This is a genomic window from Streptomyces doebereineriae, assembly GCF_031845645.1.
Taxonomy (GTDB): domain Bacteria; phylum Actinomycetota; class Actinomycetes; order Streptomycetales; family Streptomycetaceae; genus Streptomyces; species Streptomyces canus.
In genome coordinates, this window is record NZ_JAVREZ010000028.1 from 1 (window position 1) to 14,562 (window position 14,562).

Sequence of the window (14,562 nt, forward strand, 5' to 3'; positions counted from 1 at the left end):
GCGCGGTTCGTCTTCCCCCGCCGCTGCCGGTTCGGGCTCCGCGGTGGTGCCTGGTTCGTCTTCTGCGGCCGTTGGTGGTTCGTCGGCGGCTGCCGGGTCCGGTTCGGCTTTCGTCGCCGCTGCCGGTTCGGGTTCCGCGGCTGTGCCTGGCTCGTCTCCCGTCGAGGCTGCCGGTTCATCTTCCGCAGCCGCCCCTGGCCGGTCCTCCGAGACCGCCTCGGGCCGGTCTTCCGAGGCCACCCCCGGCGGGTCCTCCAAGACCGCCCCGGGCCGGTCTTCCGAGGGCGCCCCCGGCCGGTCCTCCGCGACCGCCCTCGACCGGTCCTCCACGACCGCCCCCGCGCGCGACCCCTCACCGTCGGGCCTCCCCGTGTCCCGATCCCCCCGCGGCGCCGACCCCGTCGCCGTACTCCTCACAGCCGCCGAGCAGCTCGGTACCGCCGCGCGTGTGTGTGAGCTCGCTGTGCAACACGCCGGGACGCGGGAGCAGTTCGGGCAGCCGATCGGGGCCTTCCAGGCGGTCAAGCATCTGTGCGCGCAGATGCTGGTGCGGACGGAGACGGCCCGGGCCGCGGTGTACGCGGCCGCTGTGACCGCCGACCCGGTGGACGTCGCCGCGGCCCGGCTGCTGGCCGACGAGGCGGCCGAGCGGGGTGCCAGGGACTGTCTCCAGGTGCACGGCGGGATGGGCTTCACCTGGGAGTGCGAGGTGCAGCTGCATCTGAAGCGGGCCTGGGTGCGGGCCCGGAGGGCCGGCGGCGGTGCGGAGAGTGAGGAGTTGCTCGCCGTCGATCTGTTGGCCTGAGCCGCCCGCGACCGGCCCGCTCCCCGACGGGTCCGGAGCGGATGTCGCGGATTGTGGCATACCGGAATCACGGAGCGTTGGTATCGGGTTGTGTCCTATGTGTGACTCGTCACGTCCTGGAGTCGGCGCCCCGCTCCGGTACCTTGTGTGAGATGCGAGTGGTTCCGAGCATGAGCCATGCCGGTGTTGCCGAAGAGGCGGCCCCGGACCCGGCGATGCGCGCCGCTGCTCGCGGGGCCGGAGGCCCTGCGGCCACCGCCTGTTCGACTTCCCGCGGCGGGCGTCGCACAGTATCCCGCACGGGTACTCCTTCGCGCTGGAATATGCCCGAAGCGCTTGTTGGCGTGACTGTACGTCAACCATGCTGTCCTGTAAGGGATTCACGTTCTGTGACCCCGGCTTTGGTCATTGTTCTGGTCATGCAAAAAATGGCTACGATCGTGGCCCTCGTGAGGCGCGAGGCCATGTGCCCGCCGGTTCGGATGGTGTGAGCGGTGCAGGTGCTTCAAGTGCAGCTGGAGATCCGGCCCGACCCCGCAGAGGTGGGGCGAGCCCGGCGGTGGGCCCGCTCGCGGCTCGCCGTATGCGGGATAGAGGTCGACGAACCGCTCGCCGAGATCCTGATCCTGCTCGTGTCGGAGCTCGTCACCAACGCCGTGGTGCACACCGGCCGACCGGCCGTCCTGCGGCTGTCCCTGCCGGATGCCGAGGTGGAGTCGGCCACCGTCCGCCTCGAGGTCGCCGATCGCAGCGGCCGGGCCCCGGTGCCGCGCTGCGTCGACGGTGAGGCGACCGGCGGTCGCGGCCTCGCCCTCGTCGACGGCCTCGCGGACCGCTGGGGCTGGAGCCCGGAAGGCGCGGGCAAGAGCATCTGGTGCGAACTCGACCGCTGCGAGCAGCCGCGGCAGAGCGCGGAGGCCTACGACATCGACGCCTCGACCTACGAGGGATTCGCGTTCGAGGCGGTGTGACCGGCGCACGGTCGCAGAGACCGCCGTCACCCTTTACTCGCGGCGGGTCGGTGCGCCGGGACGTGCATCCGTGCGCGGTCATGGCAAATAGGTCGTAAGTAATAAATCCCCGTACCGGTGTTGACGCAGCGTGTTCGATTGATGACGCTGGTGGTCAGCGATTCGCCGCGAGGGGACGCCGAGGGCTTCGGTGACGGAAGCCCCCGACGAGTGTGGATCGTGACGCGGTGTCGATTTCCTCAGGGCGGAAGGAAGTCGATGACGGCGGCGCGCGAGACCGTGCTCGGGGCGGATCTGCGCGCCGCCGACCGACCTCCTCACAGAACAGCCACCGGGGCCACGGGCGTTCCGGTGCCGCCGGCGAACGGCTCGGGCATCGCCGACAGCAGGAACGCGTACCGGCCAAGTTGTCCACAGGCTGTGGACAACTCCTCCAGGTTCCAGTTCTGGCCCTGCAGCATCCCCATCTCCACCAGGTCCAGGGCGTGCACCGGCAGCCACAGGTCCTCGATCTCGGGCGGGAAGATCTCGAACGTGAGCGTGTCGTTGGCGACCGCCGCGACATCGCGCGCGTGGAACCACTCCGGGGTGCGCACCGACAAGCCCGGCGACGGATAGGCGTACGCCTCCTTGTCCCCGGCGAGATACACCTGGATCTGTCCGGTCCGTACGAGCACGATGTCACCGGCACGCACACGCGTGCCCGCGAGTTCCTCGGCGGCCTCCAGGTCCTCGGGGGTCACGGCGTGGCCGCCGTCGAGCCGGTCGACGCCCCGCGCCCGGGCCACGTCGAGCAGCACCCCGCGCGAGACGACGTGCCGCGCCTTGTCGATACCGCTGAACTCGGCGCCGCCGTGCGGGGTGATGGTGCCGGCCGGGCGTCCGTTGTAGAGCATGCCGGAGTGCGAGACATGAGTGAGCGCGTCCCAGTGGGTGGCGGCCTGCAGGCCCATGGTCACCGCGTCATCGCTGCACGCGACCGTCCCCGGGCCGAAGATCTCCTGGTTGATCTGCACCATCACATGCAGGGGGTTGACCCGGCCCGGCATCATCCCGGTCTGCACGCCGTCCTGCCTGAGGGGCAGGGCGAGGGGGATGCGACGACCCGTGCGGACGGTCGCGGCGGCCTCGCGGACGACCTCGTCGGTGATCAGGTTCAGGGTGCCGATCTCGTCGTCGGCACCCCAACGACCCCAGTTGTTCACGCGCTTGGCGATGTCGTGGAACGCGGCCGGAAGTGACATCGGGCCCTCCCCGGGGCTTGTGTCCGCACATCTGACGGGTCATAAAATCTAACGGTCCGTCAGAAACCGCGGGAAGGGGCCGGGCATGGGGAACTTCTTGGCAGGCAGGGTCGTCGCCGTGACCGGCGCGGGGCGGGGGATCGGACGGGCGGTCGCGCTGGCCGCGGCGGGGGAGGGGGCGCGCGTCGTCGTCAACGACTACGGCGTTTCCGTGGACGGGGCGTCTCCCGCGAGTGACGTCGCCTCGGGTGTCGTGAAGGAGATCGAGGCGGCCGGGGGTGAGGCCGTCGCCGTGGCCGACGACATCTCGACGATGGCGGGCGGTCAGCGGGTCGTCGATGCCGCGTTGTCTTCCTACGGGCGGATCGACGGTGTCGTCTGTGTCGCGGGGATTCTGCGTGAGCGGATGTTGTTCAACATGACCGAGGAGGAGTGGGATCCGGTCCTCGCCACGCATTTGAAGGGGACGTTCACGGTGTTCCGGGCGGCCTCCGCGGTGATGCGGAAGCAGCGGGCGGGGACGTTGATCGGCTTCACCAGCGGGAATCACCAGGGGTCGGTTTCGCAGGCGAATTACAGCGCGGCGAAGGGCGGGATCATTTCGCTGGTCCGCAGTGCGGCGCTCGGATTGCACAAATACGGGGTGACCGCGAATGCGGTGGCGCCCGTGGCCCGTACGCGGATGTCGGCGAACGTGCCGTTCGAGCTGACGGAGATCGGGGAGCCGGAGGACGTGGCCGCCATGGTGGTCTATCTGCTGTCGGCGCGGGCCCAGGAGATCACCGGGCAGGTGTACACCGTGGCGGGGCCGAAGATCGCGGTGTGGGCTCAGCCTCGGGAGTTGCGCGCGGCGTATGCCTCCGGCGGGTGGACGCCGGAGCGGATCGCGGAGTTTTTGCCGGGGAGCGTGGGGGTGGATCCGATGCCGTTGCTTTCGGGGCCGGATGCCTAGTGGGTCGGGCGTGTGTGGGGCGGCTGCGGGTCGTCTGTGGTTGCTCGCGCAGTTCCCCGCGCCCCTGGGTGGGTCATCGCGACCGGTGTTGAGAGGAGGGGCCTGTGGATTTCGGGTTTGGTGCTGAGGACGAGGTGTTTCGGGGGGAAGTTCGGGAGTGGCTTGCCGGCCATGTCGATGGGGCTCAGGATCGGCGTGTCTGGGAGCGGACCCTCGGCAAGTCCGGGTGGATAGGGCTGGGTTGGCCGGAAGGTGGGTACGGCAACCGGACTGCCACCCTCACCCAGCAGGTCGTCTGGGCTGAGGAGTATGCGCGGTCGGGGGCGCCGGCGCGGTCGGGGCACATCGGGGAGAAGCTGCTCGCGCCCACTCTCCTCGCGCACGGCAGTGACGAGCAGAAGGCGCGCTTTCTTCCTCCCGTCGCCGCCGGGGAGGAGTTGTGGTGCCAGGGCTACAGCGAACCGGGGGCGGGGTCCGACCTCGCGGGGGTGCGGACCAGGGCCACGCGGGTCGAGGACGGGACGTATCGGATCAGCGGGCAGAAGATCTGGACGTCCCTCGCTCATGAGGCGGACTGGTGTTTCGTCCTCGCGCGGACCGATCCGGAGTCCCGTCGGCATCACGGGCTGTCGTTTCTCCTCGTTCCCATGGATCAGCCGGGGCGCATCGAGGTGCGGCCCATTCGGCAGATGACCGGGACCAGTGAGTTCAACGAGGTCTTCTTCGACGGGGCACACGCGCGTGCGGAGCATGTCGTGGGGGGTGAGGGGCGGGGCTGGCAGGTGGCGATGAGTCTGTTGGGGTTCGAGCGCGGGGTGTCGACGTTGGCCCAACAGGTCGGGTTCGCCGAGGAGTTGACGCGGGTGGTGCAGGCCGCCGCACGGACTGGCGCGGTGTCCGATCCGGTCGTGCGGGCGCTGCTCGTGCGGCAGTGGGCCGAGCTGCGGACCATGCGGTGGAACGCCCTGCGGACGCTGGGGGGTTCGGGGGACGCCGGGGCATCCAGTGTGGCCAAGCTGCTGTGGGCGGGGTGGCATCAACGGCTCGGGGAGCTGGCGATGCTCGTGCGGGGGGCGGAGGCGACGGTCGGGCCCGGGGACTGGTCCCCTTCCTCGCCGTACGAACTCGATGCCCTGCAGCATCTGTTCCTGTTCTCGCGGGCCGACACCGTCTACGGCGGCTCGGACCAGATCCAGCGCACCATCATCGCCGAGCGGGTGCTCGGTCTGCCCAGGGAACCCAAGGGGGTCGTCTGATGCGCGGCGTGCTGTTCGACGGGAGGCAGATCCAGGTCGTCGACGATCTGGAGGTGCGGGATCCGGGGCCGGGCGAGGTGCAGGTCGCGATCTCGGCGGCCGGGCTGTGCCACAGCGACCTGTCCGTGGTGGACGGGACCATTCCGTTTCCGGTTCCGGTGGTGCTGGGGCATGAGGGCGCGGGCGTCGTGGAGGCCGTGGGGGAAGGGGTCACCCATGTCGGGCCCGGTGACCATGTGGCGCTGTCCACGCTCGCCAACTGCGGCGCCTGCGCCGACTGCGACCGGGGCCGGCCGACCATGTGCCGCAAAGCCATCGGGCGGCCCCAGAAGCCCTTCTCACGGCGCGGGGAGCGGGTGTTCCAGTTCGCGTGCAACTCCGCCTTCGCGGAACGGACGGTGGTGAAGGCCGTCCAGGCGGTCCGGATTCCGAAGGACATTCCGCTGACGTCCGCCGCGCTCATCGGGTGCGGGGTGCTGACCGGGGTGGGGGCCGTGCTCAACCGGGCCCGGGTGGACCGGGGGGAGAGCGTGCTGGTCATCGGGACCGGGGGGATCGGGCTCAACGTCATCCAGGGCGCACGGATCGCGGGGGCGTCGCGCATCGTGGCGGTGGACGCCAATCCGGCGAAGGAGGCGATGGCCCGGCAGTTCGGGGCGACCGACTTCCTGACGTCGGCGGAGGGGGTGCGGGACCTGCTGCCGCACGGCGTGGACCACGCCTTCGAGTGCGTCGGGCGGGTCGAACTCGTGCGCGCCGCCGTGGACTTGCTGGACCGGCACGGCCAGGCGGTCCTGCTGGGGGTCCCGGCGCCGGGAGCGGAGGCGTCCTTCGCCGTCTCGTCGATGTTCCTGGACAAGTCCATCCTCGGCTGCCGCTACGGATCCTCGCGGCCGCAGCGGGACATCCCGCTGTACGCCGACCTCTACCGGCAGGGACGGCTGCTCCTCGACGAGCTGGTCACGGAGACCTATCCCATCGAGGACTTCGAGAAGGCGGTGGGGGACGCGGAGGCTGGGCGGGTGGCTCGGGGGGTGCTGACCTTCTAGCCCCCGAGTTGTCCACAGGCGCTGGAAAACCCTTGGAGCGATGTCAGTGCCGGGCCCTAGCTTCGACGCATGACCTACCGAGACGTCGCCTCCCCACGGGTCCTGGTCTGGGCCTGCACGTCCGTCGGCGCCCGTATGCCGGTGGCGATGGCTCCCCTGGCCCTCGTCTTCCTGGTGCGCGAGAGACCAGGAGGGTATGCGCTGGGAGCGGTGCTCGCGGCGGCCTATGTGATCGGTGAGATCGTCGGCGCCCCGGTGCTCGGGATGCGGCTGCCCCCCGAGCGTCCCCGGCCCCAGCTGGCGGTGGGCCTCGCGACCGGGGCCCTCGGGTTCGCGGGGCTCGGGGTGTTCCCCGACGCGCCCTCCCTGGTGCTGGGCGCGTTCGCCTTCCTGGCCGGGGCCGCCCCCGCCGCCGCGACCGGAGGGCTGCGCGCACTGCTCACCGAGCTGGTCCCGGAGCGGGCCGTCGCGCAGGCGTTGTCCACCGAGTCGATGCTCAACTCCGTCATCTGGGCCGTCTCCCCGGCCGCCGTCGCCGGCCTCGCCCTCCAAGCCGCGCCTCACATACCCCTGTTGCTCGCCGCCGCGCTGATGGCGGCGTCGGTCACGGGGCTGTGGCTGCTCCCGGCCGGCTGGAAGGTGGACGACTCGGCGGGCGGCGCGTGGTCCGGCGGATCGCTGCCCCGGCTGCTGCTGGGCGCCTGGCCGGTGTACGTCATGGGCGCGGCCAGCCTCAGCCTGCTGGGCCTCGCCGAACTCGTCCTGCCCGCCCTGCTCGAACAGCGCGGCATCCGTGTCGGCTGGTCGGGACCGCTGCTGACCGGCCTTGCGGTGGGCGGCGGACTCGGGGCGTTCCTCTACGGCCTGCGCACCTGGCCCGGTCTGTTGCGCACCCGCAGTGTCGTGCTGATGTGCGGCACCTCGCTCTGCGTGACCCTCATCGCGCTGATACCCAACACCGCCGGGATCGCGACCGCGCTCGCCGCGGGTGGCCTGCTCCAGTCGGGCGCGCTGCTCACCCGCAACCTCGCCCTGCGCGACGCGCTTCCGCCCGGCGCCCTGGCCGCCGGCTACTCCGTGATGTACGCGGCGGCGGGCGCGGGTTACGCGGCCACGGGTTCGCTCGCCGGAGCCCTGCTCAAGGTGACGGTGCCGTCCACCGCCGTCCTGGCCGGGGTGGCGTTGACCCTCGCACTGACGGGAATCGGCTGGTGGGGGGAGGTGCGCCGCGCCGGGAGCTCAGCGCGGGGCGCCGACGCCGTCGTAGTGCCCGGGTGTGTGGTCGAGGGTCCCGCTCCCGGTGCGGAAGGTGCGCCGATAGGCGGTCGGTGTGACGCCGAGGGCTGTTTGTAGGTGCTGGCGCATCGACTGGGCGGTGCCGAAGCCGGCGTCGTGGGCGACCTGGTCGACGGAGAGGTCGGTGGACTCCAGGAGGTGCCGGGCGCGTTCCACTCGTTGCTGGGTGAGCCACTGGCCGGGGCTGACGCCGACCTCCTCGCGGAAGCGGCGCGTGAAGGTGCGTACGGACATGGCCTCCTGCTCGGCCATGTCCCGCAGCTGGATCGGCTCGTGCAGACGGCCGAGCGCCCAGGCGCGGGCCGAGGTCGTGGTCGCCTGCTGCGGGTCGGGCACCGGCCGGTGGATGTACTGCGCCTGACCACCGTCGCGGTGCGGCGGTACGACGGTGCGGCGGGCCACCTCGTTGGCGACCGCCGTGCCGTGGTCGCGGCGCACCATGTGCAGGCACAGGTCGATCCCGGCGGCGACGCCCGCGGAGGTCAGGACATCCCCGTCGTCGATGAACAGGACCTCCGGGTCGACCTTGACCTGCGGGAAGAGCCGCTGGAGACGGTCGGAGTCGGCCCAGTGCGTGGTGGCCGGGCGGCCGTCGAGAAGGCGGGCGGCGGCCAGGACGTAGACGCCGGTGCAGATGGAGGCGAGCCGGGTGCCGGGGCGGATGTGGGCGAGGGCGGCGGCCAGTTCGTCGGTCAGCACGCCCTGCTCGAAGACCGGGCCCAGTTCGTACGACGCCGGGACGATCACGGTGTCGGCGCCGGCCAGGACCTCCGGGCCGTGCTCGACCTGGATGGCGAAGTCGGCGTCGGTCCGCACCGGGCCCGGCGGGCGGATCGAGCAGGTGATGACCTCGTACAGCTTGCGCCCCTCGGCGTCCCTGGGGCGGCCGAAGATCCGGTGCGGGATGCCCAGCTCGAACGGGAGGACACCGTCCATGGCGAGGACGACCACGCGGTGCGGGCGGAACTCCGGGGCGCGACGGGCACGACGGTCAGGGCTCATGGCCCGATCCTAACGAATGCTGTCCTTCGGGCCAATGGATCCCGGGCGGCGCAGGACGGAAGCTCTATGTCGTGACCCAGCCAAGCGAAGCCGCCGTGCAGGCAGCTCCCACGCAGAACCCGTCGGCCCCTCGTATCCACCGCGCCTGGTTCGTCGCCGCCGTCACCTTCGTGACGATCATCGGCGCGGCCGCCTTCCGCTCCCTGCCGGGCCTGCTCATCGACCCCCTGCACGACGACTTCGGTTGGTCGCGCGGCACCATCAGTGCTGCCGTCTCCGTCAACCTCGCGCTGTACGGCCTGACCGCCCCCTTCGCGGCGGCGCTGATGGACCGCTTCGGCATCCGGCGGGTGGTCGCGGTCGCGCTGACCGTGATCGCGGTCGGTTCGGGCCTGACCGTGTGGATGACGGCGGCCTGGCAGCTGATGCTGTACTGGGGCCTGCTGGTCGGTCTCGGCAGCGGCTCGATGGCACTGGCGTTCGCCGCGACCGTCACCAACCGCTGGTTCACCGAGCGGCGCGGCCTGGTGACCGGCATCCTGACCGCGGCCTCCGCCTCCGGCCAGCTGATCTTCCTGCCGGTGCTGTCCTGGATGGTCGAGAAGCACGACTGGCGCCCGGCGGCGATCACGGTCGCGCTCGCCGCCCTCGCGGTCGTCCCCTTCGTCTGGCTGCTGCTGCGCGACCACCCTGCCGACGTGGGCCTGAAGCCGTACGGCGCCAAGGAGTTCGTGCCGAAGCCGGAGCCGGTCCCGGGCGCCGCGCGCCGAGCGGTGACGGTCCTGTTCAAGGCCGCCCGCACCGGCCCCTTCTGGCTGCTGGCCGGCACCTTCGCGATCTGCGGCGCCTCCACCAACGGCCTGATCCAGACCCACTTCGTGCCCGCCGCCCACGACCACGGCATGCCCGTCACCGCGGCCGCCTCGCTGCTCGCGGTGATCGGTGTGTTCGACGTGGTCGGCACGGTGGCCTCCGGCTGGTTCACCGACCGCTTCGAGCCCCGCCGCCTGCTCGCCGTCTACTACGCCCTGCGCGGCATCTCGCTCCTGTTCCTGCCCATGCTGCTGGCCCCGTCGGTCCATCCGCCGATGCTCTTCTTCATCGTCTTCTACGGCCTCGACTGGGTCGCCACCGTCCCGCCCACCGTCGCCCTGTGCCGCGAGCAGTACGGCGACGACAGCGCGATCGTCTTCGGCTGGGTCCTCGCCTCCCACCAGGTCGGCGCGGCGCTGATCGCCTTCCTCGGCGGTGTCGCCCGGGACGTGTTCGGCTCGTACGACATGATCTGGTACGCCTCGGGCGCGCTGTGCGCGGCGGCAGCGCTGATGGCGCTGGTGATCAGGAGGCGGCAGGCCGCGGTGCCCTTGCCGGCGACGGCCTAGCCCCTAGAGAAACCGCCCCTTGTGGAACAGGAGGGGCGGTTCGCCGTCTCCGTCGCCCGGCCCGAGCGCGTCCACCCGTCCCACCACGATCAGATGGTCCCCGCCGGTGTGCACCGCGTGGATCGTGCAGTCGATCCAGGCGAGGGCGCCCGCGAGGCGGGGTGAGCCGGAGGCCGGGGCCGGGTCGTGGGCCACGCCCGCGAACTTGTCCGCGCCGCTCACCGCGAACGCCCTGCACAGCTCGCCCTGCTGCGCGCTCAGGACGTTCACGCAGAAGACGCCCGCCTGGGCGATGCGGGGCCAGGTCGTCGACGTACGGCCCACCATGAAGGCGACGAGCGGCGGGTCGAGGGAGAGGGAGGAGAAGGACTGGCAGGCGAAACCGGCCGGTTCCGCGCCGGGTGCCCCGGGTGCCGTCACCACGGTCACGCCGCTCGCGAAGGATCCCAGCACGCGCCGGAACTCGGCCTGCTCGACCGGCGCGCGCTCGTCCTCTCGCACACACCGCAGCTCCGGGCGGGGCAGCGCCTCGACCGCCAGGCTCCTGCCGGACCGGAGGTAGCGGACGGCAGCCTCGGCCATTCCTGCTTGTCCCATCACACCCCCCATTGAAGCTGACGGTGCGTCAGATGGAAAGGGGCGGGGCAGGCGCACGTGAACCACCCGTACGCTGCGTCCATGGGGTGGGGGAACGCACGGCTCAACGAGGCCGCCGCGGTGTGTGCGGTGCAGCTTCCGGCGATCGGCCTGATCTGGTGGATCGGGGTCCTGCTCGGCGACGACTACGCGTACGCGGGCGCGTACGGGTTCCTCTCCGTGTTCGTCCTGGCGTGTCTCCTCGTCGTGGCGCCGCTGATCCTGCCGGTGCTCGGCCTCGCGCACGCGATGGCCCAGATCGTGCCGGCCGAGGCACTCGCAAGGCTCGTCGTCCGCCGCGCGCGCGGGCCCCTGTGGGCCTGGCACGTGCTGTGCGCGGCGGGGCTCGGCGTGGTCTGGGCGGGACTCGCCGGCCTGCTGTGGGACTGGCCGTTCACCGTCACGGCACCGCTCCTCGCCGCCCTCGGCGTGCTCCCGGTGCTCTGCCTCGGGTGGCTCCGGAGACGTACCCGGGGCTTCTGGGGGGTGTGGCTGCCCTCCCTGTTCGCCTCCGTCGGCCTGTTCCTCCTGGTGATCCTCGGCGGCGTGCTGGCCACGACCACGGGAATCGTCGAGGAGTACGAGCCTCCCGCGCTGTCCGCCGAGCAGCTCACCGGGGTCTGGCGGGGCGACGAGGGCGCGGTCCTCAGCCTCGGCACGGACGGCCGGGCCGAACTCAGCGACCTGCCCACCGAGTCCGGGTCCGCCGACCAGTACGCCGAGCCGCCCTTCGCCGTGTGCGACGGCACCGGCACCTGGCTGCTCGACGACAAGGGCGGCCACGACCGCGCCGGTGTCGTCGTACGGCTCGACGGCGGGTGCGGGCAGGAGACGTACTGGAGGATCGGCGGGACCGGGTCCGAGCCCGAGCTGTTCGTGCCGTTCGGGGACCCGGACGCGCCGGACCTGCGGATCCTGACCCAGGACTGAGCCTCAACGGCCCCGGTACTCGGGGCTCCTGCGCTCCACGAAGCTCGCCACGCCCTCCTGCGCGTCCTCCGTCGTCATGTTGATCTCCTGGGCGGCGGCCTCCGCTGCGAAGGCGGTGGCGCGGTCGGAGTCCAGGGAGGCGTTCACGAGCTGTTTCGTCAGGGCGAGGGCGCGGGTCGGGCCGGTGGCGAGACGCCCGGCCCATTCGCGGGCCGTTTTGGTCAGCTCCTCGTCCTCCAGGACCCGGTTGACGAGACCCAGACGTTCGGCCTCGCGAGCGGTGAGCGCCTCGCCGAAGAACATCAGCTCCTTCGCCCGCTGCGGACCGATCAGACGGGGGAGGAGATAGGCGCCGCCGCCGTCGGGGACCAGGCCCCGGCGGACGAAGACCTCGATGAACTTCGCCGACTCGGCGGCCAGGACGAGATCGCAGGCGAACGCGAGGTGCGCGCCGAGACCGGCCGCGGTGCCGTTCACGGCGGCGATCACCGGCTTCTCGCAGTCGAGTACGGCCGCGATCAGCCGCTGGGCCCCCAGCCGCAGAGTGCGGGCCACATCGCCGGCCACGCGTTCTCCCGCACCGGAGGCCTCTCGCAGGTCCGCACCCGCACAGAAGCCGCGGCCGGTTCCGGTGAGGACGACGGCCCGCACGTCCGGATCGGCGGACGCCCGGGCCAACAGCTCGACGAGCAGGTCCCGTTGACCGGCCGTAAGCGCGTTGAGCACCTCGGGCCTGTTGAGGGTGATGTACGAGACCTGGCCGTCGACGGTGTGCCGCACCTCGCTCACCGGCACACCACCAACGCGTCGAGCGCCACCGCCCCCTGCCCCCGGGGCAGCACCATCAGCGGGTTGATGTCGAGCTCCGCGACCTCGTCCCCCAGCTCCAGGGCCATGCGCTGCACGCGCAGGACGACCTCCACGAGGGCGTCGAGATCCGCGGGCGGCCGCCCCCGGACCCCGTCGAGGAGGGCCCGCCCGCGCAGGTCGCCCAGCATGTCCCGGGCCTGCTCCTCACCGAAGGGCGGCACCCGTACGGCCGTGTCCCGCAGCACCTCGACCAGCACCCCGCCGAGCCCGACCGTCACCGTCGGCCCGAACAGCTCGTCGTGCGCGGCCCCGACGACCATCTCGACGCCCCGCTCGACCATCTGGCAGACCAGGACGCCGTCCAGCGTGACGTCCTCGTAGCGGGCGATGTCGGTCAACTCGCGGTAGGCGTCCCGGACCTGGCTGGCCGAGGTCAGGCCGATCTTCACCAGGCCCAGCTCGGTCTTGTGGGCGATCTTCGCGCCGGACGCCTTCATCACGACCGGATAGCCCACCAGGCCCGCCGCGCGGACGGCCGCCGCCGCGCTGGTCACCAGCTGCTCGCGCGGCACCCGGATCCCGTACGCCCGCAGCAGTTGCTTCGCCGCGTGCTCGCTCAGCTGCTGGCCCGGGCGCATCAGGGCCTGCGCCTTGCGGAAGGAGGGCGAGGGGGTGCGCGGGGCCTCGTCGAAGGGGGAGCGGTAGCCGCTGACGAAGCGGTGGTGGTCGAGGTAGGCGCGGACCGCGGTGATGCAGTTGCCGACCGTGCGGAAGGTGGCCACCCGGGAGGAGCCGAGCAGGACCTCGCGGTAGGCCGGCTCGGTGCCCACGGGCGAACCCCACACCACGCAGACCAGCTTGTCGGTCTGCTCGGCCGCGTCCACCAGGTCCTGCACCAGCCGGTCGCTCAGCGGAGGGAAGGGCCCGGTGACCGGGCAGATCAGGACCCCGACCGACGGGTCCGCGAGGATCGCGTCGATGATCTTCCGGCCGCGCCAGTCGCCGACCGGGTGCCCGCCGTTGTCGACGGGGTTGGCCACACTCAGGAACTCCGGTATCCACTGGTGCAGTTCGGTCTGCTTCGCCTCCGAGAGGGCGGGCAGCCGCAGGCCCGCCTCCGTCGCCAGGTCGGCGAAGTGCGCGCCCGTGCCGCCCGAGATCGAGTAGACGACGACCCCCTCGGCGCGCGGCGGCCTGGCGCGGGCCAACAGGGCCGCGGTGTCCTGGAGTTCGTCGAGACCGTCGACGCGGATCACGCCGTACTGCCGCATCGCGGCGTCCACCACCGTGTCGGCGCCAGTGAGTTTGCCGGTGTGGGAGGCGGCCGTGCGGGCGCCGGTCTCGGTGCGGCCGACCTTGACCGCGACCACCGGCACCTTGCGGCGGGCGGCCCGGTCGGCGGCGAGCAGGAAGGAGCGGCCGTCCTTCAGGCCCTCGAGGTAGCAGGCGATGGCGCCGACCTCGGGGCGCTCGGCGAAGTAGGAGAGGAAGTCGGCACTCTCCAGATCGGCCTCGTTGCCGGTGGGGGCCCAGTGGGTGAGGCGGATGCCGAGCTCCTGGAGGGCGAAGACCGGGCGGCCCTGGTGGCCGGACTGGGTGATGAGGGCGATCCCGGGCCCGTCGAGGTCGTCGCGGAACGACGAGAAGGCGTTCAGGTTGGTGTTGGGCCCCAGCAGCCGCATCCCGGACTCCGCCACGGCAGCGGCGAGACGTTCCTGCGCCACCGCCCCCTCCTCGCCGGTCTCCGCGAAGCCGGAGGCGAAGACGACCGCGAACTTCACCTTGGCCTCCGCCAGTTGCCCGATCAGCGGAAGAGGCTCCGCGACCAGCAGGACGGCGAGATCGACCTGCTCGGGCAGGTCGGCGACGGCTGCCACGCAGGGGATGCCGAAGACCGACGGGCGGCTCGGATGCACCGGGTGCAGCCGGGCTCCCACCCGGTCCGCCCAGTCGATCAACTGCCGGGTGACACCGGTGTTCGGCCGGCCCTCGGTGTCCGAGGCGCCGATCACGGCGACCGACTCCGGACGGAAGAAGCGGTCCAGATCGGGGACGTCGGCATACAACGGACGGCCGCCGACGTCGAGATCGTCGACCTCGGCGGGCCGGCCGTGAACGGCGGGCCCGGGTTGCTCGCCGCACGCGACGACCCGGGCCCGGCGGGAGTCGGTGGTGAGGGTGCCGTGGGTTGATCCAAGCATCGGTCCGCCCGCTCCTGTGTGACAGCTC

13 protein-coding genes are annotated in these 14,562 nt (G+C 71.9%); 8 read left to right on the plus strand and 5 right to left on the minus strand.

Annotation, left to right across the window (positions count from 1 at the left end):
- The first annotated feature begins 142 nt into the window (after positions 1 to 142).
- Both RNB18_RS45755 and RNB18_RS45760 read left to right on the plus strand, forming a co-directional pair.
- Entirely contained in the window at positions 143 to 805 is a 663-nt protein-coding gene (locus tag RNB18_RS45755; RefSeq protein ID WP_311720179.1) for an acyl-CoA dehydrogenase family protein, read from the plus strand.
- Positions 806 to 1,314: 509 nt separating this feature from the next.
- On the plus strand, positions 1,315 to 1,776 hold the full coding sequence (locus RNB18_RS45760; protein ID WP_311720180.1) for an ATP-binding protein: 462 nt from the start codon (positions 1,315 to 1,317) through the stop codon (positions 1,774 to 1,776).
- Between the two features lie 317 nt (positions 1,777 to 2,093).
- On the opposite strand, the gene RNB18_RS45765 is transcribed toward RNB18_RS45760, so the two are convergent.
- On the minus strand, positions 2,094 to 3,020 hold the full coding sequence (locus RNB18_RS45765) for a cyclase family protein (protein WP_266384638.1): 927 nt from the start codon (positions 3,018 to 3,020) through the stop codon (positions 2,094 to 2,096).
- Positions 3,021 to 3,105: 85 nt separating this feature from the next.
- Here RNB18_RS45765 and RNB18_RS45770 point away from each other — a divergent pair, with 85 nt between their 5' ends.
- From RNB18_RS45770 to RNB18_RS45785, 4 genes are all read left to right on the plus strand, one after another.
- Positions 3,106 to 3,972 (plus strand): SDR family oxidoreductase, encoded by an 867-nt coding sequence (locus tag RNB18_RS45770; RefSeq protein ID WP_311720075.1) that lies wholly within the window; start codon positions 3,106 to 3,108, stop codon positions 3,970 to 3,972.
- 104 nt (positions 3,973 to 4,076) lie between these two features.
- The gene (locus RNB18_RS45775; protein ID WP_311720076.1) at positions 4,077 to 5,228 is read left to right on the plus strand and encodes an acyl-CoA dehydrogenase family protein; all 1,152 of its coding nucleotides are present in this window, start codon (positions 4,077 to 4,079) and stop codon (positions 5,226 to 5,228) included.
- The gene (locus RNB18_RS45780) at positions 5,228 to 6,277 is read left to right on the plus strand and encodes a Zn-dependent alcohol dehydrogenase (RefSeq protein WP_311720077.1); all 1,050 of its coding nucleotides are present in this window, start codon (positions 5,228 to 5,230) and stop codon (positions 6,275 to 6,277) included. Before RNB18_RS45775 ends, RNB18_RS45780 begins: the two co-directional genes overlap by 1 nt.
- A gap of 69 nt (positions 6,278 to 6,346) precedes the next feature.
- On the plus strand, positions 6,347 to 7,630 hold the full coding sequence (locus RNB18_RS45785) for an MFS transporter (protein WP_311720079.1): 1,284 nt from the start codon (positions 6,347 to 6,349) through the stop codon (positions 7,628 to 7,630).
- On the opposite strand, the gene RNB18_RS45790 is transcribed toward RNB18_RS45785, so the two are convergent.
- Positions 7,517 to 8,575 carry a GlxA family transcriptional regulator gene (locus tag RNB18_RS45790; protein ID WP_311720081.1) on the minus strand — a complete coding sequence of 353 codons (1,059 nt, stop codon included), beginning with the start codon at positions 8,573 to 8,575 and terminating at the stop codon, positions 7,517 to 7,519. The genes RNB18_RS45785 and RNB18_RS45790 overlap by 114 nt on opposite strands.
- A 71-nt stretch (positions 8,576 to 8,646) precedes the next feature.
- Here RNB18_RS45790 and RNB18_RS45795 point away from each other — a divergent pair, with 71 nt between their 5' ends.
- The gene (locus RNB18_RS45795; protein ID WP_311720082.1) at positions 8,647 to 9,957 is read left to right on the plus strand and encodes an MFS transporter; all 1,311 of its coding nucleotides are present in this window, start codon (positions 8,647 to 8,649) and stop codon (positions 9,955 to 9,957) included.
- Between the two features lie 3 nt (positions 9,958 to 9,960).
- On the opposite strand, the gene RNB18_RS45800 is transcribed toward RNB18_RS45795, so the two are convergent.
- Positions 9,961 to 10,554 (minus strand): flavin reductase family protein, encoded by a 594-nt coding sequence (locus RNB18_RS45800; protein WP_311720083.1) that lies wholly within the window; start codon positions 10,552 to 10,554, stop codon positions 9,961 to 9,963.
- 81 nt (positions 10,555 to 10,635) lie between these two features.
- Between RNB18_RS45800 and RNB18_RS45805 the strand changes: the two genes are divergently transcribed.
- Positions 10,636 to 11,523 (plus strand): hypothetical protein, encoded by an 888-nt coding sequence (locus tag RNB18_RS45805; RefSeq protein ID WP_311720084.1) that lies wholly within the window; start codon positions 10,636 to 10,638, stop codon positions 11,521 to 11,523.
- Positions 11,524 to 11,526: 3 nt separating this feature from the next.
- Here RNB18_RS45805 and RNB18_RS45810 read toward each other — a convergent pair whose 3' ends face one another.
- Together RNB18_RS45810 and RNB18_RS45815 are read right to left on the minus strand one after the other, a co-directional pair.
- A complete protein-coding gene (locus RNB18_RS45810; RefSeq protein ID WP_311720085.1) occupies positions 11,527 to 12,318 on the minus strand; it encodes an enoyl-CoA hydratase/isomerase family protein in 792 nt (263 codons plus the stop codon).
- Positions 12,309 to 14,534 carry an acetate--CoA ligase family protein gene (locus tag RNB18_RS45815; RefSeq protein ID WP_311720086.1) on the minus strand — a complete coding sequence of 742 codons (2,226 nt, stop codon included), beginning with the start codon at positions 14,532 to 14,534 and terminating at the stop codon, positions 12,309 to 12,311. The genes RNB18_RS45810 and RNB18_RS45815 overlap by 10 nt, the downstream gene beginning before the upstream one ends.
- Between the last annotated feature and the right edge of the window lie 28 nt (positions 14,535 to 14,562).

Bases quoted from the DNA above. Each gene is read 5' to 3' on its own strand.
- RNB18_RS45765 (WP_266384638.1), bottom strand. From the start codon at position 3,020: ATGTCACTTCCGGCCGCGTTCCACGACATCGCCAAGCGCGTGAACAAC.
- RNB18_RS45770 (WP_311720075.1), top strand. From the start codon at position 3,106: ATGGGGAACTTCTTGGCAGGCAGGGTCGTCGCCGTGACCGGCGCGGGG.
- RNB18_RS45780 (WP_311720077.1), top strand. From the start codon at position 5,228: ATGCGCGGCGTGCTGTTCGACGGGAGGCAGATCCAGGTCGTCGACGAT.
- RNB18_RS45785 (WP_311720079.1), top strand. From the start codon at position 6,347: ATGACCTACCGAGACGTCGCCTCCCCACGGGTCCTGGTCTGGGCCTGC.
- RNB18_RS45790 (WP_311720081.1), bottom strand. From the start codon at position 8,575: ATGAGCCCTGACCGTCGTGCCCGTCGCGCCCCGGAGTTCCGCCCGCAC.
- RNB18_RS45800 (WP_311720083.1), bottom strand. From the start codon at position 10,554: ATGGGACAAGCAGGAATGGCCGAGGCTGCCGTCCGCTACCTCCGGTCC.
- RNB18_RS45805 (WP_311720084.1), top strand. From the start codon at position 10,636: ATGGGGTGGGGGAACGCACGGCTCAACGAGGCCGCCGCGGTGTGTGCG.
- RNB18_RS45815 (WP_311720086.1), bottom strand. From the start codon at position 14,534: ATGCTTGGATCAACCCACGGCACCCTCACCACCGACTCCCGCCGGGCC.